Origin of the sequence: Thermosynechococcus sp. (assembly GCF_046299655.1) — a bacterium.
In the GTDB taxonomy this organism is placed as follows: domain Bacteria; phylum Cyanobacteriota; class Cyanobacteriia; order Thermosynechococcales; family Thermosynechococcaceae; genus Thermosynechococcus.
This window is the reverse complement of sequence record NZ_JBKBHZ010000008.1, coordinates 1-20,255: the sequence shown is the minus strand read 5'-3', so window position 1 is coordinate 20,255 and position 20,255 is coordinate 1. Positions and strand designations below refer to the sequence as shown.

Sequence of the window (20,255 nt, the reverse complement as noted above, 5' to 3'; positions counted from 1 at the left end):
ATAAAATATCTCCCTAAAAAATGTGCGTGTTCAGAACGGTCAAAGTTACAGTGAAGTCAAAGGTGCCTTAGGCAACAGCGGCAGCAGCACGATCAAAGTAGCCAGCGATTTCGGACATCAGAGCGCTGCAATCGCCAGGGGTGATGCCATTGGGATCATTGGCGATCGCGATCGCGGCATCTTTCATTTTTTGGATGGCCACAGCCACGGAGGAACCGGGGGTACCGAGGGCTTGGTAGGTTTCCCGCAGACCGTTCAGGCAGCGATCATCGAGCACGCTGGAGTCACCGGCCAGAATGGCATAGGTCACATAGCGCAAGATGATTTCCATGTCGCGCAGGCAAGCAGCCATACGACGGTTGGTGTAAGCATTCCCACCGGGTTGGATCAGTTGGGGTTGCTCTGCAAAAAGGGCACGAGCAGCGTTAGCAACGATTGTAGAGGCATTGCTGGTGATGCGGTTGACGGCATCCAGACGCTTGTTGCCTTCTTTCACCAAGTTGGACAGGGCATCGAACTGGGCGTTGGTGAGGAATTCACCGCGGGCATCGGCCTGAGCGACAACTTTGGCAAATGCATCTAGCATGGATCAATTCTCCTTAAAAGGTTGTTAAAGAAGTGAGACCTTCTTGACATTCCTGCCCACAGAGAGAATGCAGGATTTTTAGGGGGTTGATCAGCAACTCCCTAAAGGCTGTGCCAAGCAACCTGAGAGCGACCAAGCTGATCCTTGGTGTGTTTTTTAAGAAACGTGCAACGCTCTTAGGCGTGCCGGAAAGGTCTAACGATCACTGAGGGGTTGTCCCGCAAAGGAGTCTGGGAAACAACAGCCGTGTTGTTAAACCCTTCAGGTATTTCTTATACAATGCGGTGGGAAACCTGTTTCGCCGTAGTTATTAATTTGTAAAATACTTTTGTGAGATAAATTAAGGTTCTGGCGATCGCCATAAAATTGGTGCTATTTATCCTAAGTTTTTCCTAAGTTTCGTTAAGTTTCCTTAACGTTGTTCTCAGGAAGTTACATCCCCATGAGTGAGCCGTTGCAATTTAGCTTATTTGACACCCCCACCGCGGCCGAACCTGCACCAGCGACGCCCCTTGATCCTGCTACCTACGATCAAATTCCACTGCGGGCTGAGGTGCCTATTCCCGCTGGTACCTACCGTGACTTGGAGGCGCTTGCGGCGCATTGTCAGCAGTGTCAGCGCTGTGGCTTAGCAGCTACCCGTACCCATGTGGTGGTCAGCCGTGGCAATCCTGCGGCCAAACTGATGATTATTGGTGAAGGCCCCGGCCAAGCGGAGGACGAAACGGGTCGTCCCTTTGTGGGTAAGGCGGGGCAACTCCTCGACAAAATCCTTGCTTCGGTCAATCTTGACAGTGAGCGGGATGCCTATATCTGCAACATTGTTAAATGCCGCCCCCCCGGCAACCGTGTCCCGACACCCGTGGAAGCAGCGGCCTGTTTGCCCTACCTCTTAGAGCAGATTCGCTTGGTCAATCCCCGCATTATTTTGCTGGCGGGGACAACGGCTGTCTCTGGATTGCTGCAAGATAATCGCGGCATTACCAAAATTCGTGGCCAGTGGATTGAATGGCAGGGACGCTGGTGTATGCCCATTTTCCATCCGGCGTATCTGTTGCGCAATAACTCGCGGGCGCCGGGTAGTCCCAAGTGGTTAACATGGCAGGATATTCAAGCGGTGCGCGATCGCCTGCGCCAACTCGATTCTTAGATTATTCCTGACGGTGGGGATGTTGCTGCAAATAGCGTAGCCAAAGCTCTGAAAGTTCCCGCGCCTGTTGCTCCTTTTCGCCTACAATGTGGTACATCCGCCGCGGCCGACCGCGACCTTCCACCTTTTTCCAATAACCATCAATAATTCCCTCATCCTCGAGGAACTTGAGGGCACTGTAGAGAACTGTATCGGAAAGGCGATAAAGGGGATATTCATTTTCAATGGCTTGAATCAGCGCCGTGCCATAGGAGTCCCCCTTTTCCACAAGGGTATAGAGCACGTAGCAAACGGCAACTTCCTTGCTCAGGTAAACGGGCGGGGGCTGGCGGAAAAAGGCGTAGATGTCTTCCAGTTTCATAACCTTATCCTCAGCAAGTGGCTACTGCTCCGCAGAACTCTCTAGATCATCTAGATCATGGGAGTCTATGGATTCAACTCCATGGTTCCAGTTGTTCCAAAAGATAGGAAACACAGACACTTCCCCTATAATGTCAGCCCTTTCCTCTGGCCTCCTACAGTGCATGAAAGTCACTAAGTACTTATCACGACTAAGACTACAATTATTGTCCTACAACCCTTTTCTAGAATGTGGGATAGATGTAAGGATAAACAATCCTCTCCCCTAGTGGCTTTCACGATTTTCAGTGTGTGCCATCCTTGTGAAAAGGGCTGTACTTCTGATTTTAGGAAGTTTGAGAGAAAAGTGTTCCTTGCATCATAATTCTGTAGTTGGCAAAAATCAAGTCATGGGCTTGTTACAAACTGGTTTCAAGGGGTAGGATCGGCGGGGCTTCTTAACAAAAATTCACGATAGATCTGCCAGCGTTGGCCATTATGTACTAGCAGTGTTAGGTGGGATACCCAACAGCGAGCCGCAAAGGATTGGTCACGAAATTCTGCCCAAGCGTGGTGAAAGTTTTCCTTGGTTAAATCGCGAAAGGCAATTGTCATGTGGGGAGTGAAAGGATGGCGTTGCGTGGGGGGAAGGTTCAGGGGCTTCGCTACCGCTTTGACGAGCTGTGCTTGTAGTGTCTTGAGGGCTGGAGTGGATGCTACGTGGATATAAATGACTCGCGGCGCAAAGGCGGCAAAGCCATCGAGGATTAATTCCACTGGAGCGGCTTGGCAGGAAAAAGTTTCTAGGGCGCCCTCCAGTTCTTCTACTGACTCATCTGGCCACCAAAACGGGGGATAGAGGGTAACGTGGGGGGGAGAGCGCAGTGCCGCTTGGCTCTGGTAGCGATCGCAACAATACTGCTTGAGGCGGGTCACTTCAGCCTGAATGTCAGGATTGGGCAACAAAGCAATAAAGTAATGTCGCCGGTTCATTAGCCCTGTGCCACTACGGTCCAATGGCGATCGGAGGTGAGGGTGACTTGCCACTGCTGCGGCGGCTGCGGCAATGTTCTTAAAAGATCCCTCATTTCCATCAAGGTCAGTGCCGCATGGAGGGAGTCAGCAAAAAGTTGCCGCTGTTCAGGTGTGTCTTGGCCAGCATATTGGTCAACCAAGACTTGCAGCGCTGCCTTCGTGGCCGGACGGCAAAGATCGCGGATAAACAGGATGCCTTGGGGACGGAGCACCCGCAGCATTTCCCCTAGGGCAGGTTGAGGATCGGCTAAGTGATGGACAAGGCTATTGCTGATCACCACATCAAAACTCGCTGCGGCAAAGGGTAAGGCTTTGGCATCCCCTTGAATAAAGTTTAATTGCGGACTGTGGTGCCGGGCGATCGCCAGCATCGCTGGACTCAGGTCAATCCCTGTCAGTTGCCAATGGGGATAGCGTTGATGCAACATTTGCAGAATTCGTCCGTTGCCCGTCCCCACATCCAACACCTGTAGGGGTTGCTCAACAGTGGGTAAGACTGCGGCCAAATCTTCACAGAAGGCGGTATTAACGGCAGTAAAATCCATCGCGTCATAGGCGGCAGCCGTTTCTGGCGTCTCCATAACCTCCGGTTCAAGAATGCGTTGCAGCGGCATAGGCTATAGACCCGTGGCCGATCGCCCCTGCTTGGGTAAGCGCACAAAGACAAAGTAGCTCAGATAGAGCATATAAATCACAAGGGCAACGGCGGCAAAGAAGCCAAGGGTACCGGCGCGGGCTTGGGCATGGAAAATATCTTTGAACATCAGGGGCGGTTCGAGCCAGACTTGGCAACTGGGAGTCTGAACAGCACCCGCCACAAACGCACAGGGCAAATAAAAAGCCTGACCAATGGCGGCAAGGATACAGTAGAGCGTCACCGCCCAACGCCAACTACTAAAGACTTGACCTAGGAGGTCTTGGCGATCGCTAATTTCTTCATTGAGATCGACCCAAAACCAGAGGCTAAGGGGAATGAGCACCAAGGCCATCAATCCTGTGACATAGGCCACTGGCCACTGCGGCATCATCAGGTACACCGTAATTGCCAAGAGGCTGGACACCCGCCAGTAGATAATCAGCAGTTGCGTAATGGCTGGCACATTTTTAACCGTTGACCACAGCAGCAGGATTAAGGGAATAACGACAGTAAAGAGCACCGCAAGGCGGTAGTCCATCCACACCAGCGATCGCAACAGTTCCAAAGACATGACAGGCCACTCACCCAAGGGCAATGGTTCTATTATTAGGGATCGTCCTCCTAGGGCACAAGGCTAGAGCGATCGCACCCGCTCATACCAACGCATGAGAATGGCTGCTAACTTTCGGGAGTCATGGCGCACGGTTGGGGTAGATTCGTCCATCACATCTGCGAGGATTAGCCGACAGTTTTGGCGCGCCAGTTCGTCGCGATCAATGGCCACAGGCGTACTGCCCTGCTGGGCGTAGCGTTCTAGGTGAGCAGCACTGGGGGGATATTTTTGCACCAGCACCGCATCAAACAGGCGATCGCCCGTCACCCCATCAAGGGCACGCACATGATCACTTACAGTATAGCCATCAGTTTCCCCTGGCTGCGTCATAATGTTGCAGACGTAAACACAGGGGCACTGTCGCTCCGCAAGGGCTTGGGCAATCTCAGGCACCAAGAGATTGGGAATGATACTCGTGTAAAGACTGCCAGGACCAAGAATGATGTAGTCGGCCTCGCGAAGGGCTTGAATGGCGCGGGGCAGGGCTTTGGGGGCAGGGGGCGAGCAGCCAATTTCGACAATTTTACCCCGCGCCGCTGTGATGTTTGATTCACCATGAATGAGACGACCATCCTCAAGGCGTGCCCACAGGGTCATATCCGTCAGCGTGGCGGGTAGCACTTGGCCGCGAATGGCCAAGACCGCTGAACTGGTGGCGATCGCCTGCTCCAGATCCCCTGTGATATTCGTCATGGCCGTCAGAAACAAATTGCCAAAACTATGCCCCGCTAGGCCATCGCCCGCTTCAAAGCGGTACTGAAAGAGTTCCGTCACCAATTTCTCTTCGTCTGCGAGGGCTGCCAAGCAGTTGCGAATATCCCCTGGGGGCAGCACGCCAATTTCCCGCCGCAGCCGTCCGGAGGAGCCGCCATCATCGGCCATCGTCACAATGGCAGTAATATTGGCACTGTAGAGTTTCAGGCCTCGCAAGAGGGTTGACAGCCCCGTACCGCCACCAATGGCCACGATTTTTGGTCCACGCCCCAGGCGGCGATAGGTCAAAAGGCGCTCCACCAGAGCCTTATCATCCTCTGGCAGCAGGACTTCCGTAATGGAGCCTAGCGTGCGGGCATAGCCCCAAGCAACGAGTGCTAAGCCCACAAGGAGCAACAAGGGGCCACTGATGTAACTGGGCACAAAGCGCGCCACACTCTGGAGAAACTGCTCCAGAAATTGCAAAAAATAGAAAACGGGAGTCAGATTAATGCTGATAGCAAAGCCAAGGCTGGCAAGCAGTACCCCCAATGCACTCACTAAAAGCCAGCGCTTAACCAAAAGCCCAGGGAGAAGCCATTGCGACCACAAACGGATTTTGCGACGGGCTGGACGCAGCTTAGCTGAGAGTTGTTGAGCCTTAGTCGCTCTCCTCATCCGGATCAATGCCCAAATAGGTTTTGCTGAGATAGCGAGCAAGGCGCTGCAGGGGGTTAGCTATCTGTCTTTTGTGTTCAGCGTGCTCCCTGTTGACAGGAACGCCTAAAATGCCTGAAAATTCGTCATCACTGATTTCCCCCGCCTGATGTTGGGCAAAGGAATCTACGACTTGTACCAGTTCATCGGTGGAAAACTCAAAACCATGCTGACTGGCAAAATCCACCACTTTCGGCGCCATTTCTCCCCGCAGCGCAGCCAGTTCCTCGGCATCCAGTTCGGCAGCCCCACTAATGTTGCCATCACCTACCCCCAGCAGGGTTTCCAATTCGTGCCGCAGTTTGGCATCCTCCGCGGTCTTTTGCATAAATGCTAGCACCTGTGCCGTGGCCATAGGCTTCCTTCCTTCGGTCAGTAAATGTCTGCACGGACCGATTGGATTATAGCATTCTCTGGCGAGAGCATTTTTAGGCAACGCTTTTTAAGAATGGCACCTCCACGACTTGGGCAGTGACCCTTTCTGGCGTGTGCAGCGTTAACCCCACACCGCCCAATTTGGTGCGCACGTAGCCGAGGCCAAAGGCTCCCCCATTGAGGGAGGTACAACTCGTGAGCAGCCCCACTTTTTCACCCTCCAAGAGTAGGGGGGTAGGAGGGGTGACTGCCGCACTTAATTCCAGACCCCAAAGATATTGTTTGACCCCTTGGTAGGTATTCAGGCGAGCGATCGTCTCTTGGCCGATATAACAGCCCTTATTAAAAGAAATGGTATGCCCTAGCCGTGCTTCGAGGGGGTTGTACGCTTCAGTGAGTTCGGCATCGGCAGCGGGGCGGCCTTGGCGGATGCGTAGGTGCTCCCAATCGGCATCACTCAGTGGGGGATAGGGGTTGAGTAAATCGCTGAGGGGGCGATCGCTCCACAGGGTCAAACCGGCAATGGCAAGACCACTGGTGGCCACAAGGGTTAGGGGAGCACCTTCGTGAGCAACAGTGACATGATCGTAGGGGTTGGCCAATTTTTCTAGACCAAACTGGGCAGCGATCTTTTCGGCAACGCCCCCAAAAACTCGATAGCAGTAGCTCTCAGCGGTGCGATCGCTCACCTGAACATCGTCGCCAAAGAAAATGTACTTATCAAACCATTTCAGGAGAAACTCGCGGCGCTGCGGAGATACCAAGAGATCCACCCACTCTTGATGAACAAGGAGGGTAGCCAGATCAAGGGTGCGGGCGGTCGAGGTCAGGAAAACGGTGTCAGCCCCTTGGCCGGGTTGCAGGACAAGGCAGTTATTCGAGCTTTGATTGTGCAAAAACTTCAGGCGATCGCCCCCCGTGAGGCGGAGGCGTCCCCAATGACTGCAATCATAAACTGCACCGCTTGTCGAGACTATTTCGAGGAGATCTGTCATTCTTGCACTGCCAAGAGAAGTAAATGCCGTTCAAGGAGCGATCGCACCCCCGCAAGATTAAAGTCTGGTTGCTCAGCTAGCAACTCAACCACGGTTTTTTGACCCGTCGCGTGCGTCAGGAATTGCTGCTCAGCCTGATTGAGCTGAATCACGTCATAGTGACAGTTAAAGACACAGGCACCCGGCCAACCGTCTAAGCAGGGGTGTCGCCACGGAATGGCCGCCAGCAGAGCCGCATCCTCAGACCAATCGTAACGGGGCAGCGGCGGCTTGGCTAAAAAGAACTCAAAGTGGGTCATTGCCTCAGGGTCAAGGCATTCAATGAGCTGGTATTGCTGGATCGGATCTAATTGTTGTGCCCGTTGCAACAGTTCTGGCTGGCTGCCCAATAGTCGCTCCAACTGCCAAACTTGGGGATTGGAAAAGCCAACGAATTCTAGGCCAGAGGCAGCAATGAGGTCAAAGAGGCTGGCGATCGTGTAGTCAATTTCTTGGGGATGCACATACATATCAGCAAAGCATTCATCCCGCTGATTTTCGAGGCTCCAGCGCTCCTGCTCTCGCTTTTTCAGGCGATTATTCTCGGGCAATGCGGCAAAAAGTTGGCGGCCAATGGCCACTCCCTCGCGATAGTTGTGGCGATCGCCCCCTAAAAGCAAGGCAATGGCCTGCTGCATCAGCTTAATTTCCCAGCGACCGCGTTCGCCATAGACAAAAATATGAAAAATGCCGCCGGGGGCAAGAACATCGGCAAGGGCTTGAATCCCCCGCTGCGGATCGGGCAGGTGGTGTAGAACGCCGACACAGTTAATCATCTGGAACGTTTGCCCCAGTTGTGCTACATCCTCCAAACTCAGGTGATGAAATTGAACATTGGTGGCACCGGATCGCCGGCAGCGTTCGCGGGCAATCTCCAAAGCACCCTCACTGAGATCCAAAGCAGTAATCTTTGCTTGGGGATTCAAGTGGGCGAGATATTCCGTCCCCACACCGGTGCCACAGCCAGCATCGAGGATGGCAACGTCCAACTGGGAGGGATAGCGTCCTGTGCAAAAGCTATAGGCCGCTGGCCAAGACCAACGCCAGTTGTACCCCGGTGGTGGTTCATCAAGGAGGGGTTCCGGCGGAAAAGGATAGGTATTGTATAGCTGCCGCACAGCAGCGGTAATCTCAGCCGCTGAGGTCATGATGGTTCCCCTTGGGATAAGCGTCGTAATAATTCACGGGTGGTTGTTTCTGGATCAGCCGCCTCCATAATGGCGCGGACAACGGCCACCTGCGTCGCCCCTGCCTTGACAACCGCATCAATGTTGCTCAGGTCAATGCCACCAATGGCAAACTGCGGCATCGGGGCGTGTTTGCGGGCGTATTGGAGATAGTCAAAGCCTACCGCCGCTTTACCGGGTTTAGTCGGAGTGGCAAAAATCGGCCCCACACCGACATAATCAGCACCTTCAGCAATGGCACGCTCCAATTCTTGCGGGTTTGTGGTCGAGCGTCCCACAAGGCGATCGCCCCCTAAAATTTGCCGAGCCAGTTCGATGGGAATATCCGTTTGTCCAAGGTGGACACCATCAGCATTGGCTCCCACAGCAATATCCACGCGATCGTTGACCAAAAACAGGGCACCGTAGCGTTGGCAGAGCGCTTGCAACTGGCGAGCTGTGGTTAGGCGGGTGTGATCATCACTGGTCTTGTCACGGTATTGCACAAGGGACAATCCCCCCTTCAAAGCAGCTTCCACAATTTCCAGCAGGCGATCGCTAGGAGAGGTAACCAGATAAAGTTTTGCCTCCTGCAGTTGCCGCGCTCGAGCATGGCGTGGGTTGAGGATCAGGGCTTGCTCCAGAATGTAAACGCGGTAGCGTAGGGCTTTGGCGGTGTCACTCAGCTCAGTATCCGTTAATTTCGCATACTCCTCAATCACCCGTAGCGCTTCTTGGACACGGGCAAAGTTAGCGGTGAGCACCTCGCTGAGGGTTTGGCGATCGCGCTCCTGGGGATGACTTAAGGCAGTCCCCGGATCCTGATCCGTTTGTCGTGCCGCCCGTAACTCTGGAGTATGGTAGCGGCCAAGGGTTTGGCGCAAATCTTTACATTCTGCACTCAGGTCAGCATCTTCGCAGCCAAAGCGGCACCATTCCTCAATCACCCGCAGCCCTTCGCGGGCACGGTCAAGGTTGGCATCGAGAATCCGCCGAATGCGCTGCCCCTCAGATCCGGGAGCTAAATTTTGCATAGCACGTCGAATCCCCACAGAAAAGAATCAAGACAATTCTGTTCACCGTTCATCGGCGTTGTTGATAGAGCAATGAAGTTTTTGATGAGCCGTTTCAGCATTCACTCCCAGCCGTGGTTGAATCCCCTATGTTTGATCCTAATGGGTTGGGGGACGCCTGTCTTGGCCGCAGAACCGATTCCCATCCCCGTGCCACCGCCAGAGGTCAATACCGTCATCCCAATTCCTGTGCCGCCACCAGAGGTGAGCACGGCTCCCATTGCTAACCCACCACCCCAACGATTGGACAATTCGCTCGAACGATTGCCGGTGCCCAGTGGCCCGATTCCAATGGGCTTTGTTGGCAATGACCGAGCGATGAATCAATTGCCCCCCCCACCAGATATTGTTGACACCGATTTGACCCCGCTCGCTCCCGTAGCCCCCAGAACGCGGTTTCGGGTGATTGTTTTGGATCTGCGGGAGGATGATGTGGCCAACCAAGAACGTCTGCGATCGCTTGTCCCCGATGCGATACCCATTACCCTTGGCCAGCGCCGCGCCCTGCAAGTGGGGAGCTTCCAAAACGAGGCCAATGCCAGCGAAATGCGCGCCTTTATGGAGGTCAATGGCTTTCGCGCTGAGATTCAACGGCTCCCTTAAACGACTTCACTTGGATCAAGAACGCCGCGAAGAGGCCTAAAGAGTGCACGCTTTTTGAGGCAGGGTAGTGAACCCCCTGCCAACGCAGTCAATTTTTTATACACTTAGAGGATTAGGAGCAAATCGCCACAGGAGTTGCGTTGCTTAAAAATTCTCAGGATACAACAGTCCCTCAAGACAACGGCAATATCAACAAGATAGATGAGCAAGACCGCGCCTTTCATAGCTGGTATCGGTTTGTGCTCTCCTACCCGCCCCATCTGGTGAGAGACTACATAGAAGACTTCGGCTTGAATACAGAGAGTGTCATCCTCGACCCCTTTTGTGGCACAGGTACAACGCTGGTTGAATCAAAGCTGCGGGGCATCCCCTCAGTGGGGATAGAAGCCCATCCATTTGCCCACTTCGCAACATCGGTAAAGACGGATTGGCAGGTTGATCCTGATTTACTCTCCAGTCACTCCTGTGAGGTGGCAGAACTTGCCCTTGACATTCTGCGGCAGCAAGGGATGGAGGACGCGGTTCCCTTTGAGGGGAATATTGCTGACCTACTATTACGCCAACTCGCTCCAGAACAACATCAACTTATCCTTGCGGGGTCAATCAGTCCGATTCCTTTACACAAGGTATTGGTACTCCTTGAGTGCTTGCAGAAATACAAAGTAGAAAAGGTCTATCGGCATCAATTGCTGGCGATCGCCCACATTCTGGTTTTTGCCGTGAGTAATCTGCGCTTTGGCCCTGAAGTGGGTGTCGGTAAACCTAAAGTTGATGCGCCAGTGATTAGTGCTTGGCTTGCCAAGATTGGTGAAATGGTGGAGGATCTGCGGCAAGTCAACGGTCAAAATCATACCCCTGCGCACGTCTATCTGGCAGATGCGCGATGTCCTGATAGAGTATTACCACCGCAGTCTGTTGATGCGGTGATTACGTCACCCCCTTACCCCAACGAAAAGGACTACACCAGAACAACTCGCCTTGAATCAGTGGTATTGGGCTTTATCAAAACCAAGGCAGATTTACAAGCCTTTAAGAGGGGGCTGATCCGTTCTAACAGCCGCAATGTCTATAAAGCCGATGATGACGATCGCTGGGTTCGGGATCACCCCAAAATTCAAGCCATTGCCGAGGAGATTGAACGTCGCCGTATCGAACTGGGCAAGACCTCTGGTTTTGAGAAGCGCTACGCTAGGGTTACAAAGCTCTATTTTGGGGGCATGGCGCGTCACTTGGCTGCCCTGCGATCGCTCCTGCGTCCCAATGCCCAACTGGCCTACGTCGTCGGTGATCAGGCCTCTTATTTGCGGGTGATGATTCGCACGGGTCAGTTATTGGCTGACATTGCCCAAGCCCTTGGTTATGAGGTTGTGCGCACAGATCTCTTCCGCACACGGTTTGCCAGTGCCACTAAGGCGCAACTGCGAGAAGAAGTGGTGATCCTCCGCTGGAAAGGCTAGTGCAGCCAATTCAGACAAGCTGAGGGGCTGTACCGTAGAATTACTGTAGAATAAAGCATCGATTGGCAGTATACCCACCCTATGGTTATCTCTTGGGCGAAATGGTCAGTGCCGCGACCTCAACGGCGCTCAACTCTGCTAGGCCAAAGGCGATTGCCCAAAGGGCACGCTACGCGATCGCAACGGCTGCACTGGAAATCTTTTGTTTTTAATCTGCTGTCTGAGCGTCTTTTGCTGGTTATCGGCGGACTGGGGGCAGGCCTCCTCCTGTGGCAAACCGATGGGCCTTTGATGGTGGCAACCCTGAGTGGGGTGGGAACGATTTTTCTCCTGAGTCGCTGGCAACGCCGACTGTTGACGCTATGGCAAGAGCTTCGCCAACAGTTTCAGGAGTGGTTACACCATCCCTTTGCCTTTACGGTGGGCGGGGGACTACTGGCCTGTTTGGGTACCTATACCCTGCTGCATATTGCTCAACACACAGCAGATCCGTGGTTAGTGGTGGCCTTGGTCATCCTTGGCATCCTGCTGGTGGGCGTCATTGCCCTCCTTGGCACAGTCATTGGCCAACTGCAACAGCAACATCAAACCCAACAGGTGTCCCAATGGTTTGCTGACCTCACCCACCCTCAACCCCTGCATCGGCTGGTGGCCATTCGCCAACTCGCTCGCGTCTCTAAGGGGACTGATCGCCGTCAAGTGCAGGAAGCCCTATATCTGCTACTGGGACAGGAAACAGATCCGATAGTTCGCCGTGCTGCCCTTGAGGTGCTCGATCATCTTGACTATGCCGCCTGAGTCTTTGAACTGGCTAGAGCGATGGTGCTTGGCTCGCCTCATTCGCGCGATCGCCAGTGTCATTGGGGTTGCGCCACAGCGATTCGACTACGTCGGCTTTATTGAAATCACACGGCAAGTAAAGCAGGGGCGATCGCCCGCGCAGCAGCAGGCCATTGTGGCCAAGGTCTTTGATCAGTTAGTCCCGCCGGTCATCAGCACCTTGGTACGCACCCTCTTTCGCCCGACCCGTTGGGTCTGTGAGTGGAATGCATGGTTTGCCACCCGCCTCACGGGCTGGTTAGTGGGGGCCAGCGATCGCTACTGGGTCGAGGTCATTCCCCCGGATCAGCCCCGCCAGTGGCAGCAGAGTGGGGTGCGCATCCAAAAATGCCGCTATCTTGCTGAATCCCAATGTGTGGCACTGTGTATGAACCTGTGCAAAAAGCCCACAGAGCAATTTTTTCGGCAGCGATTCGGCATTCCTCTAACCATGACGCCCAACTTTAGCGACTACAGTTGTGAGATGGTCTTTGGTACCCCTGCCCAGCCGATGCCTGAACCGACGCTGCCCCCGTGTTGGGATGATCCGAATCAAACCCCTTGCCCCCACGTTTAAGCCCATTCTCTTGGAGAAGGATTGGTGCCAATTGACAATTCAAGATTATTTGAAATACTGTAGGGATGTCCTGCTGGAGCAGCAACAATGGGCGTTGGCATTGGTATCAACGGCTTTGGCCGCATTGGTCGCTTGGTTTTGCGTGCCGCATGGGGTTGGCCTGAACTAGATTTTCGCCACATCAACGAGATTAAAGGAGGCACGACCGCTGCCGCCCATTTGCTAGAGTTTGACTCGGTTCATGGTCGTTGGCCACAGTCTATCCAAGCTAAGGAGGGGGCGATCTCCATCAATGATCAGATCGTTAGCTTTTCGGAAGCAAAAAACCCGGCAGAGGTGCCTTGGCAAGAACGGGGAGTTGAGATTGTTCTGGAATGCTCCGGTAAATTCCGTACGGCTGAGCAACTAGCGGCCTACTTTGCAGCCGGGGTGAAAAAAGTCATTGTTGCTGCCCCCGTCAAAGAAAAGGCGTTTAACATTGTCATGGGCGTCAATGACCATCTCTACAATCCCCAAGCACACCACTTGCTCACCGCCGCCTCCTGTACAACCAACTGCCTTGCCCCCGTCGTTAAGGTAATTCACGAAACCTTTGGCATTCGCCATGGTTTGGTTACCACCATTCACAATGTTACGAATACGCAAACCGTGGTGGATGCGCCCCATAAAGATTTGCGCCGTGCCCGCTCTAGCCTCATGTCTCTTATACCAACGACAACTGGTTCAGCCACTGCCATCGGGCTGATTTATCCAGAACTCCAGGGGAAACTGAACGGCTTGGCGGTGCGGGTACCTCTGTTGAATGCATCGCTCACCGACTGTGTTTTTGAAGTTAGTCACCCCACCACTGTGGCCGAAGTCAATGCAGCCCTGAAGGCTGCTGCTGCTGGAGAACTCAAGGGCATTCTTGGTTATGAGGAGCGCCCCCTTGTTTCCATTGACTACTGCAACGATCCCCGTTCCAGCATTGTGGATGCCCTCTCCACCATGGTTGTGGATGAAACACAGGTAAAAATTCTCGCGTGGTACGACAACGAATGGGGCTACAGCAACCGCATGGCCGAATTAGCTCGCCGCGTCGCCACGACTTTGCCCTAAGGAGTCTGCTATGGCTGTGTCCACCAGTGTCCGCAACTATATGATTGTTACCCTCGCCTACTGGGGGTTCACGATTACCGATGGCGCACTGCGGATGCTAGTGCTGCTCTACTTTAACCAGATTGGTTACACACCGCTGCAAATTGCCTTCCTGTTCCTCTTTTATGAAATTTTTGGCATTGTCACCAACTTTCTCGGTGGCTGGATTGGTTCCCGTTTAGGACTGAATGTCACCCTCTATGCGGGCATTGGTTTACAGGTGGTCTCGCTGATCATGCTCACACCCCTGACGCAGGACTGGCCTTTGTGGTTTGCGGTGCCCTATGTGATGGCCGCACAGGCCATGTCGGGGGTGGCCAAAGACCTCACCAAAATGAGTTCCAAGAGTGCCATTCGCTTGGTGGTGCCCCAAGAAGCAGAGTCACGGCTCTTTAAGTGGGTAGCAATTCTCACTGGCTCGAAAAATGCCCTCAAGGGAGTGGGATTCTTTGTTGGTAGTGTGCTGTTGACGTTGACGGGCTTTACGGCGTCCCTATGGATCATGGCGATCGCCCTCCTCCTGATCATGCTTACCGGTTTCTTGCTGCCACGGGGAATGGGGCAGATCAAAAAGAAAATCAAGTTTCGTCAACTCTTTTCCAAGAGCAAGGAGATCAATATCCTTTCCGCTGCCCGCTTTTTCCTCTTTGGGGCGCGGGATGTCTGGTTTGTGGTGGGGTTGCCCGTCTATCTGCAAAGTGTCCTCAACTGGTCATTTTATGAAGTAGGGGGCTTTCTCGCCCTGTGGGTCATTGGCTATGGCGGTGTGCAGTCTGCGGCACCGGTGCTGTTGAAATACCTCAATCGCGGTCGGCCTCCCCAAGCCGCCACTATCCAGTTTTGGACGTTTACGCTGACGATTGTCCCAGCCGTCATTGCCTTGGGCTTGATGAGCAACTGGAATCCCAATGCGGTGATTATTGGTGGCTTGCTTCTGTTTGGTTTGATTTTCGCCATGAATTCGGCAGTCCACTCCTACTTGGTGCTGGCCTACACCGATGATGAAAAGGTGGCCTTGAATGTTGGCTTTTACTACATGGCCAACTCCGGCGGGCGACTAGCGGGAACCGTACTCTCTGGCCTCATCTATCAAATTTGGGGCATTGTTGGCTGCCTATGGGCCTCGGTGGTCTTTGTTCTCTGCGCGGGAATGATTTCCCTAAAACTAGAGGATCCAAAACGACAGCACCCCTACCCCTCCCTTGCTGTGGGGGATGGTGAATAAATGCAACATTTCCGCACCTAAGGGAGAAGGCAATAAAATGAAAGTACAGCCCTTTAAGGGCAAGGAGGGTCAAGCATTTTCTTGCTTGCCCAGAGAGCTGTAGGAGAGGTTCCCCAAGGAAGTGCCATTATGATGCTCCCCCAAGAAATCATCGGCCAAAAAGTCTGGTTAGAAGTGGAACCCGAAGATGCCTACTATCCGGGTGAGAAAATTCGTGTACAGGCGGAGATTAGCCAGCCTACCGCTCCCCCTTGGTACTATGCTCGCTACATTAATCCGCCCCGCTGGTTCCGTACCCCAGGCCAGTGGCTCACCCACCATGAAGCTGAAATGGCAGTGCTCCTGAATCCTGTCTTGGAGGACTTGGAGCTGGAGGAAGAAGACTACGACGGCGATGAACTGACGAATGGCGATTTTAGCGATCGCTAGGCATGTCTCGAGTGTGTTGGTCGGGGTGGCGATCGCCCACGGTTAGCTGTTATACTAGTCTTCATCAAGAGTGGTGTAGTGACAGCACCCATGAACCTTCCACGGGGAAGGATTCAGAATTATCCTTCCTGTAGGAAGGCGGGAGTGTCCTTTTTTCAGGTTGTTTGGGTGTGGTGGGCAATGTCCCGCCTTTTTTATTTCCTATGCAGATACAAATGCTTTTGCCGGTCGTGCAAACTCTGGCGCAGCAGGTGGCCGACCAAGAACACCTTGATCTAGTTAGTGTGCAGTGGCTGACCCATCAATCGCCACCCATTTTGCGGGTGGAGGTGCGCCATCCTGAGAAGGACACCAGCCTAGAGGATTGTGAGCGGCTGAGTCGGGCACTGGAGATGGCTTTGGATGGGCTGCCAGAGCTGGAGTTTGCCTACGTTCTTGAGGTGTCGAGTCCCGGCCTGTCGGATTACCTGAGTAGCGATCGCGACTTTGATGCCTTTCGCGGCTTTCCCGTGCGGGTGACGACCACTGCACCTCATCGGGGCAAAACCCTTTGGGAGGGCAACCTAATTCGCCGTGACGCGGAGAATGTCTATCTCAATCAACGGGGGCGATCGCTGGCGATTCCCCGCTCCCTCATTGCCAGTGTGCAACTGTACACCCCCAGCGGTGAACCCTAGCTCAGATTGATTTTATCCAGATAAATGAGGTTGTAACGGACGATGACTCTCTATCGCTTACCCGGCCTACGGGCCATGATCAATGAAATTAGCCAAGAGCGAAACTTACCCAAGCACGCAGTGCACCAAGCCCTCAAAGAAGCCCTGCTCAAGGGATACGAACGCTATCGCCGCAGTCTGCGCCCGGATCATAGTCACTTTGAGGAAGATCACTTTGCCAACTTTGAAGTGGAACTCGACACTGAGCAGGAGGGCTTCCGCGTGTTGGCCACCAAAACAATTACAGAAACGGTGCAGAACCCAGATCGCGAGATTGCCCTTGCCGATGTGATTCAGGTGGTGCAGGATGCCCGTGTCGGCGATACGGTGCTGTTGGATGTGACCCCTGACCATCAGGAATTTGGCCGCATGGCCGCCATGCAAACTAAGCAAGTGCTGGCGCAAAAGTTGCGGGATCAGCAGCGTCGGCTAGTTCAAGAGGAATTCAAAGATCTCGAGGGTACCGTACTTGTGGGGCGGGTGCTCCGCTTTGAGCGGCGATCGGTGATTATGGCCGTGCGCAGTGATGCCAGCCAGCCAGAAGTGGAGGCCGAACTGCCACAACGGGAACAAATTCCCAATGACAACTACCGCGCCAATTCCACCTTCAAAGTGTATCTCAAGCGCGTCAAAGAGGGGTCGCAACGGGGACCCCAATTGGAGGTTTCCCGCGCCGATGCCGGCTTGGTGGTCTATCTCTTTGCCAATGAGGTGCCCGAAATTGAGGATGAGGTGGTGCGGATTGTGGCCATTGCCCGCGAAGCCAATCCACCAACTCCCAAAGTTGGCCCGCGCACCAAAATTGCGGTGGATACCCTAGAGCGGGATGTGGATCCTGTGGGTGCCTGTATTGGGGCACGAGGCTCCCGCATTCAAGCGGTGGTGAATGAGCTGCGGGGCGAAAAAATTGATGTGATCCGCTGGTCACCGGACCCCGCCACCTATATCGCCAATTCCCTGAGTCCGGCGCCGGTGGAGGAGGTGCGGCTCATTAACCCTGAAGCCCGCATTGCCCATGTCCTCGTGGCACCGGATAAAGTCTCCCAAGCCATTGGTAAAGAAGGCCAAAATGTGCGCTTAGCCACTCGCCTTACGGGCTGGAAAATCGAGGTGCGCGATATCTCCCAATACAATTACGAAGAGGAGGATCGCTTAGCCATGGCTGCCCTCGAAGAACAGATTGCGAGTTAGTCAAGATGGCTAATCCCCAACGCCGCTGCGTGGCCTGTGGTCGCTTGGCCGATCGCTCAGAGTTTTGGCGCGTGGTGCGCTGCTGGCCCGATCAAAGGGTGCAGTTGGATCGGGGGATGGGGCGATCGGCTTACCTGTGTCCCGCGGCAGCGTGTCTCAAGGTGGCCAAACAAAAAAAACGCTTGGCGCGATCGCTCCGCTGTCCGATTCCCGAGGATATCTTTACCACCCTTGCTGCTCGCCTAGATGCCCATCAGAATCATGACTGACTCCCCCATTTGGCAGCCTTTTACACAAATGAAAACGGCGGATCCGCCCCTGAAGGTGGTGCGTGCCCAAGGTGCTCGCCTTGAACTGAGCGATGGTCGTCAGATTATTGATGCCATTTCCAGTTGGTGGGTGACGCTCCATGGCCATAGCCATCCTGTGCTGGCTAAGGCGCTCTATGAGCAGGCGCAAACCCTTGAGCACGTCATTTTTGCCGGCTTTACCCATGAGCCAGCGGAGCAGCTTGCCCAACTGCTGTGTGCCCACACCCCAGCGGGGTTACAACGGGTCTTTTTTTCCGACAATGGCTCAACCGCCGTGGAAGTGGCGCTGAAGATGGCCTACCAGTATTGGCAGCGGCGAGACCAACCCCAGCGATCGCGCTTCATTGGCTTTGCCGGGGGGTACCATGGCGATACCCTTGGGGCAATGACCGTCGGCCAAAGTTCCCCCTGGTGGCAACCCTTTCAGCCACTGCTCCCTCCCTTGACGATCCTGCCCTACCCAGCAACCTATCCGGAAGATCCAGAGGTCGAGACCAAGGAGGCACAGGCGATCGCGCAACTGGAGGACACCCTGAAGGCAGACCCCGATGCCTATGCTGCGCTGTTTATTGAACCCCTGGTCCAAGGCGCAGCGGGAATGCGCATGTGTCGCCCTAGGTTTTTGCAGGCCATCTCTGAGATTGCCAAGGCTCATGGTGTGTTAGTCGTCTATGACGAGGTGATGACGGGGTTTGGGCGTACCGGTGCCCTCTTTGCCTGTGAGAAAGCCGGCACGCAACCGGATCTCCTGTGTCTGTCCAAGGGCTTATCGGGAGGCTGCTTGCCCATTGCCGTCACCTTGGCCACGGAAGAAATTTACCAAGCCTTTTATGATGATGACCCCACGCGCGCCTTCTACCACAGTCATTCCTACACGGGAAATCCCTTGGCCTGTGCCGTCAGTGTGGCTTCGTTGCAATTGCTCCTTGCCCACCCTGAATCCTACCAAAGTCTAGAGGCACGCCATTGGCAGTGCCAACGGCAGTATTTGGCGGATGTCGGTAATCTCAAGCACTTTCGTACCTGTGGCACGATCGCAGCCATGGAATTAGAGACAGAAGCTTCCTACTTTAGTGCCCTTGTGCCGCAACTGCGCCGCCGCTTTATTGAGTTGGGGGTTCTCCTGCGGCCTCTGGGGAATACGTTGTATATTTTGCCCCCCTACTGCATTACTGATGCGGAATTAGCCACGGTCTATCAAGCCATCCGCCAAGTGGCGATCGAGGTGGCCAAAGGTTATTTCGCAGTGGCCTCTGTTTGAGTGGCCATGTAGCTGAGGAGCCAATTGACCGCAGTGGCACGGCGGGTACGGCGGGGGTTCAGTTCCTTGATCTCATAGCCGGCAAAGCCCAACTGTTCTTTGAGCAATTGCTTGTGGGCAGGGGGAATGGAGCGAGTGAGCTTGACAATGGCGGGGCGACTGCCAATGAAGTCAGGGGGCTGGGGATAGTCTTGCTGCCATTCGGGGGGCACGCGATCGCTCTGCCAAGTTTGGCTGTGGGCATCATAGCGATAGCCTAAGCAGTGCCACAGGAGCTGATTGACTGTAGCATCATCCAATTCCTCATTGAGAATTTGCCACAACGTGGCTTCTGTGAGAGGGGGCAGTGGCGAATCAGCACTATTCATTCACACTTTTCATTCACACTCTAGTAATTGTCGGTCTACTGAAACCAGTACCATAAAAGTGGTGGTTTCTCTAAATCTGCCCTTATATGTCTGCTTCGGCAACCAATTCCCCTTCCCGCTGGCGATCGCTACGCAATAATGCCCTGTTGATCGGGATGGCGGTGCTGATCACACTACTGATCCGCGTTTTTGTGGCGGAGTCGCGGTTTATTCCCTCAGAGTCCATGGAGCCAACGCTTTGGCCGGGCGATCGCATTGTGGTGGAAAAAATCACCTATCGCCAGCGATCGCCCCAGCCGGGGGATATTGTTGTTTTCCGCACCCCACCCCTTTTGCAGACCCTCGGTTATCGAGCTGATCAAGCCCTGATTAAACGGGTGGTTGCCACAGCCGGAGATACAGTTGCCGTTCATGATGGTCGAGTTTGGGTCAACGACCGCCCCCTCGAAGAGCCGTACATTGCTGAGCCACCCGTCTATACACTATCCCCAGTCACAGTCCCCGATAATATGATCTTTGTTATGGGGGATAACCGCAACCACAGCAACGACTCCCACATCTGGGGATTTTTGCCCCTTGAGAATGTCATTGGTCGGGCGATCGCCTGCTATTGGCCCCTCAACCATGCGGGTAAAATTTCCTCCCCGGCTGCCTAATAGGTGATCAGTCGCATTAGTGTTGGCCTAGCGTCATCCACGAGTCCCCATTCAGGAGGCAATGGCACCACTTGTCCCACAGGGCTG

Annotated in this window: 24 protein-coding genes; 13 read left to right on the top strand and 11 right to left on the bottom strand. The window is 54.1% G+C overall.

The window, feature by feature from the left end; translation table 11 throughout:
* Window positions 1-67: 67 nt before the first annotated feature.
* A complete protein-coding gene (locus ACK4HN_RS06900) occupies window positions 68-586 on the bottom strand; it encodes a phycocyanin subunit beta (protein WP_011057792.1) in 519 nt (172 codons plus the stop codon).
* A 442-nt stretch (window positions 587-1,028) separates the two neighbouring features.
* Here ACK4HN_RS06900 and ACK4HN_RS06895 point away from each other — a divergent pair, with 442 nt between their 5' ends.
* Window positions 1,029-1,736, top strand: a complete 708-nt coding sequence (locus tag ACK4HN_RS06895; RefSeq protein WP_409868391.1) for a uracil-DNA glycosylase family protein — start codon at window positions 1,029-1,031, stop codon at window positions 1,734-1,736.
* A gap of 1 nt (window position 1,737) precedes the next feature.
* On the opposite strand, the gene ACK4HN_RS06890 is transcribed toward ACK4HN_RS06895, so the two are convergent.
* From ACK4HN_RS06890 to ACK4HN_RS06850, 9 genes are all read right to left on the bottom strand, one after another.
* Window positions 1,738-2,097 (bottom strand): PadR family transcriptional regulator, encoded by a 360-nt coding sequence (locus tag ACK4HN_RS06890; protein WP_409868390.1) that lies wholly within the window; start codon window positions 2,095-2,097, stop codon window positions 1,738-1,740.
* A gap of 410 nt (window positions 2,098-2,507) precedes the next feature.
* Window positions 2,508-3,068, bottom strand: a complete 561-nt coding sequence (locus tag ACK4HN_RS06885) for a 2'-5' RNA ligase family protein (protein ID WP_409868389.1) — start codon at window positions 3,066-3,068, stop codon at window positions 2,508-2,510.
* The gene (locus tag ACK4HN_RS06880) at window positions 3,068-3,724 is read right to left on the bottom strand and encodes a class I SAM-dependent methyltransferase (RefSeq protein ID WP_409868388.1); all 657 of its coding nucleotides are present in this window, start codon (window positions 3,722-3,724) and stop codon (window positions 3,068-3,070) included. Before ACK4HN_RS06880 ends, ACK4HN_RS06885 begins: the two co-directional genes overlap by 1 nt.
* A gap of 3 nt (window positions 3,725-3,727) precedes the next feature.
* Complete coding sequence (locus ACK4HN_RS06875) at window positions 3,728-4,318, bottom strand: DUF3177 family protein (protein ID WP_409868387.1); 591 nt, start codon at window positions 4,316-4,318, stop codon at window positions 3,728-3,730.
* Between the two features lie 63 nt (window positions 4,319-4,381).
* Window positions 4,382-5,731 (bottom strand): uridine diphosphate-N-acetylglucosamine-binding protein YvcK, encoded by a 1,350-nt coding sequence (gene yvcK, locus ACK4HN_RS06870; RefSeq protein ID WP_409868386.1) that lies wholly within the window; start codon window positions 5,729-5,731, stop codon window positions 4,382-4,384.
* A complete protein-coding gene (locus ACK4HN_RS06865; protein ID WP_409868385.1) occupies window positions 5,715-6,125 on the bottom strand; it encodes a hypothetical protein in 411 nt (136 codons plus the stop codon). The genes yvcK and ACK4HN_RS06865 overlap by 17 nt, the downstream gene beginning before the upstream one ends.
* A 73-nt stretch (window positions 6,126-6,198) precedes the next feature.
* Window positions 6,199-7,140: a YgfZ/GcvT domain-containing protein gene (locus tag ACK4HN_RS06860; protein WP_409868384.1), complete on the bottom strand. Its 942-nt coding sequence runs from the start codon at window positions 7,138-7,140 to the stop codon at window positions 6,199-6,201.
* Entirely contained in the window at window positions 7,137-8,327 is a 1,191-nt protein-coding gene (locus ACK4HN_RS06855; RefSeq protein WP_409868383.1) for a class I SAM-dependent methyltransferase, read from the bottom strand. Before ACK4HN_RS06855 ends, ACK4HN_RS06860 begins: the two co-directional genes overlap by 4 nt.
* Window positions 8,324-9,379, bottom strand: coding sequence for a thiamine phosphate synthase (locus ACK4HN_RS06850; protein WP_409868382.1), 1,056 nt, complete (start codon window positions 9,377-9,379; stop codon window positions 8,324-8,326). Before ACK4HN_RS06850 ends, ACK4HN_RS06855 begins: the two co-directional genes overlap by 4 nt.
* A gap of 84 nt (window positions 9,380-9,463) precedes the next feature.
* On the opposite strand from ACK4HN_RS06850, the gene ACK4HN_RS06845 reads away from it, so the two are divergent.
* From ACK4HN_RS06845 to bioA, 11 genes are all read left to right on the top strand, one after another.
* Complete coding sequence (locus tag ACK4HN_RS06845) at window positions 9,464-10,021, top strand: SPOR domain-containing protein (protein ID WP_409868381.1); 558 nt, start codon at window positions 9,464-9,466, stop codon at window positions 10,019-10,021.
* 140 nt (window positions 10,022-10,161) lie between these two features.
* Window positions 10,162-11,478: a DNA methyltransferase gene (locus tag ACK4HN_RS06840; protein WP_409868380.1), complete on the top strand. Its 1,317-nt coding sequence runs from the start codon at window positions 10,162-10,164 to the stop codon at window positions 11,476-11,478.
* Between the two features lie 81 nt (window positions 11,479-11,559).
* Window positions 11,560-12,276, top strand: coding sequence for a hypothetical protein (locus ACK4HN_RS06835; protein WP_409868379.1), 717 nt, complete (start codon window positions 11,560-11,562; stop codon window positions 12,274-12,276).
* Window positions 12,266-12,874, top strand: a complete 609-nt coding sequence (locus ACK4HN_RS06830; RefSeq protein ID WP_409850988.1) for a beta-carotene isomerase domain-containing protein — start codon at window positions 12,266-12,268, stop codon at window positions 12,872-12,874. The genes ACK4HN_RS06835 and ACK4HN_RS06830 overlap by 11 nt, the downstream gene beginning before the upstream one ends.
* A gap of 87 nt (window positions 12,875-12,961) precedes the next feature.
* Window positions 12,962-13,972, top strand: a complete 1,011-nt coding sequence (locus ACK4HN_RS06825; protein ID WP_409868378.1) for an ArsJ-associated glyceraldehyde-3-phosphate dehydrogenase — start codon at window positions 12,962-12,964, stop codon at window positions 13,970-13,972.
* A 10-nt stretch (window positions 13,973-13,982) separates the two neighbouring features.
* The gene (gene arsJ / locus ACK4HN_RS06820) at window positions 13,983-15,236 is read left to right on the top strand and encodes an organoarsenical effux MFS transporter ArsJ (RefSeq protein WP_409868377.1); all 1,254 of its coding nucleotides are present in this window, start codon (window positions 13,983-13,985) and stop codon (window positions 15,234-15,236) included.
* A gap of 129 nt (window positions 15,237-15,365) precedes the next feature.
* The gene (locus ACK4HN_RS06815; protein ID WP_409868376.1) at window positions 15,366-15,665 is read left to right on the top strand and encodes a hypothetical protein; all 300 of its coding nucleotides are present in this window, start codon (window positions 15,366-15,368) and stop codon (window positions 15,663-15,665) included.
* A 215-nt stretch (window positions 15,666-15,880) separates the two neighbouring features.
* Window positions 15,881-16,342 (top strand): ribosome maturation factor RimP, encoded by a 462-nt coding sequence (gene rimP / locus ACK4HN_RS06810; protein WP_409850928.1) that lies wholly within the window; start codon window positions 15,881-15,883, stop codon window positions 16,340-16,342.
* A 42-nt stretch (window positions 16,343-16,384) separates the two neighbouring features.
* Window positions 16,385-17,572: a transcription termination factor NusA gene (gene nusA, locus ACK4HN_RS06805; RefSeq protein ID WP_409868375.1), complete on the top strand. Its 1,188-nt coding sequence runs from the start codon at window positions 16,385-16,387 to the stop codon at window positions 17,570-17,572.
* A 5-nt stretch (window positions 17,573-17,577) separates the two neighbouring features.
* The gene (locus tag ACK4HN_RS06800; RefSeq protein WP_409868374.1) at window positions 17,578-17,841 is read left to right on the top strand and encodes a YlxR family protein; all 264 of its coding nucleotides are present in this window, start codon (window positions 17,578-17,580) and stop codon (window positions 17,839-17,841) included.
* Entirely contained in the window at window positions 17,834-19,144 is a 1,311-nt protein-coding gene (bioA, locus tag ACK4HN_RS06795) for an adenosylmethionine--8-amino-7-oxononanoate transaminase (protein WP_409868373.1), read from the top strand. The genes ACK4HN_RS06800 and bioA overlap by 8 nt, the downstream gene beginning before the upstream one ends.
* On the opposite strand, the gene ACK4HN_RS06790 is transcribed toward bioA, so the two are convergent.
* Window positions 19,120-19,512 carry a DUF1823 family protein gene (locus ACK4HN_RS06790; RefSeq protein ID WP_409850938.1) on the bottom strand — a complete coding sequence of 131 codons (393 nt, stop codon included), beginning with the start codon at window positions 19,510-19,512 and terminating at the stop codon, window positions 19,120-19,122. The two genes, bioA and ACK4HN_RS06790, sit on opposite strands and share 25 nt — an antisense overlap.
* An 86-nt stretch (window positions 19,513-19,598) precedes the next feature.
* Here ACK4HN_RS06790 and lepB point away from each other — a divergent pair, with 86 nt between their 5' ends.
* Window positions 19,599-20,168, top strand: coding sequence for a signal peptidase I (lepB, locus tag ACK4HN_RS06785; protein WP_409877400.1), 570 nt, complete (start codon window positions 19,599-19,601; stop codon window positions 20,166-20,168).
* Window positions 20,169-20,255: the final 87 nt, after the last annotated feature.

What these genes read in the sequence shown, in the direction of transcription:
- ACK4HN_RS06900 (WP_011057792.1), bottom strand. Translation starts at nt 586, where the DNA reads ATGCTAGATGCATTTGCCAAAGTTGTCGCTCAGGCCGATGCCCGCGGT.
- ACK4HN_RS06895 (WP_409868391.1), top strand. Translation starts at nt 1,029, where the DNA reads ATGAGTGAGCCGTTGCAATTTAGCTTATTTGACACCCCCACCGCGGCC.
- ACK4HN_RS06890 (WP_409868390.1), bottom strand. Translation starts at nt 2,097, where the DNA reads ATGAAACTGGAAGACATCTACGCCTTTTTCCGCCAGCCCCCGCCCGTT.
- ACK4HN_RS06885 (WP_409868389.1), bottom strand. Translation starts at nt 3,068, where the DNA reads ATGAACCGGCGACATTACTTTATTGCTTTGTTGCCCAATCCTGACATT.
- ACK4HN_RS06880 (WP_409868388.1), bottom strand. Translation starts at nt 3,724, where the DNA reads ATGCCGCTGCAACGCATTCTTGAACCGGAGGTTATGGAGACGCCAGAA.
- ACK4HN_RS06875 (WP_409868387.1), bottom strand. Translation starts at nt 4,318, where the DNA reads ATGTCTTTGGAACTGTTGCGATCGCTGGTGTGGATGGACTACCGCCTT.
- yvcK (WP_409868386.1), bottom strand. Translation starts at nt 5,731, where the DNA reads ATGAGGAGAGCGACTAAGGCTCAACAACTCTCAGCTAAGCTGCGTCCA.
- ACK4HN_RS06865 (WP_409868385.1), bottom strand. Translation starts at nt 6,125, where the DNA reads ATGGCCACGGCACAGGTGCTAGCATTTATGCAAAAGACCGCGGAGGAT.
- ACK4HN_RS06860 (WP_409868384.1), bottom strand. Translation starts at nt 7,140, where the DNA reads ATGACAGATCTCCTCGAAATAGTCTCGACAAGCGGTGCAGTTTATGAT.
- ACK4HN_RS06855 (WP_409868383.1), bottom strand. Translation starts at nt 8,327, where the DNA reads ATGACCTCAGCGGCTGAGATTACCGCTGCTGTGCGGCAGCTATACAAT.
- ACK4HN_RS06850 (WP_409868382.1), bottom strand. Translation starts at nt 9,379, where the DNA reads ATGCAAAATTTAGCTCCCGGATCTGAGGGGCAGCGCATTCGGCGGATT.
- ACK4HN_RS06845 (WP_409868381.1), top strand. Translation starts at nt 9,464, where the DNA reads ATGAGCCGTTTCAGCATTCACTCCCAGCCGTGGTTGAATCCCCTATGT.
- ACK4HN_RS06835 (WP_409868379.1), top strand. Translation starts at nt 11,560, where the DNA reads ATGGTTATCTCTTGGGCGAAATGGTCAGTGCCGCGACCTCAACGGCGC.
- ACK4HN_RS06830 (WP_409850988.1), top strand. Translation starts at nt 12,266, where the DNA reads ATGCCGCCTGAGTCTTTGAACTGGCTAGAGCGATGGTGCTTGGCTCGC.
- ACK4HN_RS06825 (WP_409868378.1), top strand. Translation starts at nt 12,962, where the DNA reads ATGGGCGTTGGCATTGGTATCAACGGCTTTGGCCGCATTGGTCGCTTG.
- arsJ (WP_409868377.1), top strand. Translation starts at nt 13,983, where the DNA reads ATGGCTGTGTCCACCAGTGTCCGCAACTATATGATTGTTACCCTCGCC.
- ACK4HN_RS06815 (WP_409868376.1), top strand. Translation starts at nt 15,366, where the DNA reads ATGATGCTCCCCCAAGAAATCATCGGCCAAAAAGTCTGGTTAGAAGTG.
- rimP (WP_409850928.1), top strand. Translation starts at nt 15,881, where the DNA reads ATGCTTTTGCCGGTCGTGCAAACTCTGGCGCAGCAGGTGGCCGACCAA.
- nusA (WP_409868375.1), top strand. Translation starts at nt 16,385, where the DNA reads ATGACTCTCTATCGCTTACCCGGCCTACGGGCCATGATCAATGAAATT.
- ACK4HN_RS06800 (WP_409868374.1), top strand. Translation starts at nt 17,578, where the DNA reads ATGGCTAATCCCCAACGCCGCTGCGTGGCCTGTGGTCGCTTGGCCGAT.
- bioA (WP_409868373.1), top strand. Translation starts at nt 17,834, where the DNA reads ATGACTGACTCCCCCATTTGGCAGCCTTTTACACAAATGAAAACGGCG.
- ACK4HN_RS06790 (WP_409850938.1), bottom strand. Translation starts at nt 19,512, where the DNA reads ATGAATAGTGCTGATTCGCCACTGCCCCCTCTCACAGAAGCCACGTTG.
- lepB (WP_409877400.1), top strand. Translation starts at nt 19,599, where the DNA reads ATGTCTGCTTCGGCAACCAATTCCCCTTCCCGCTGGCGATCGCTACGC.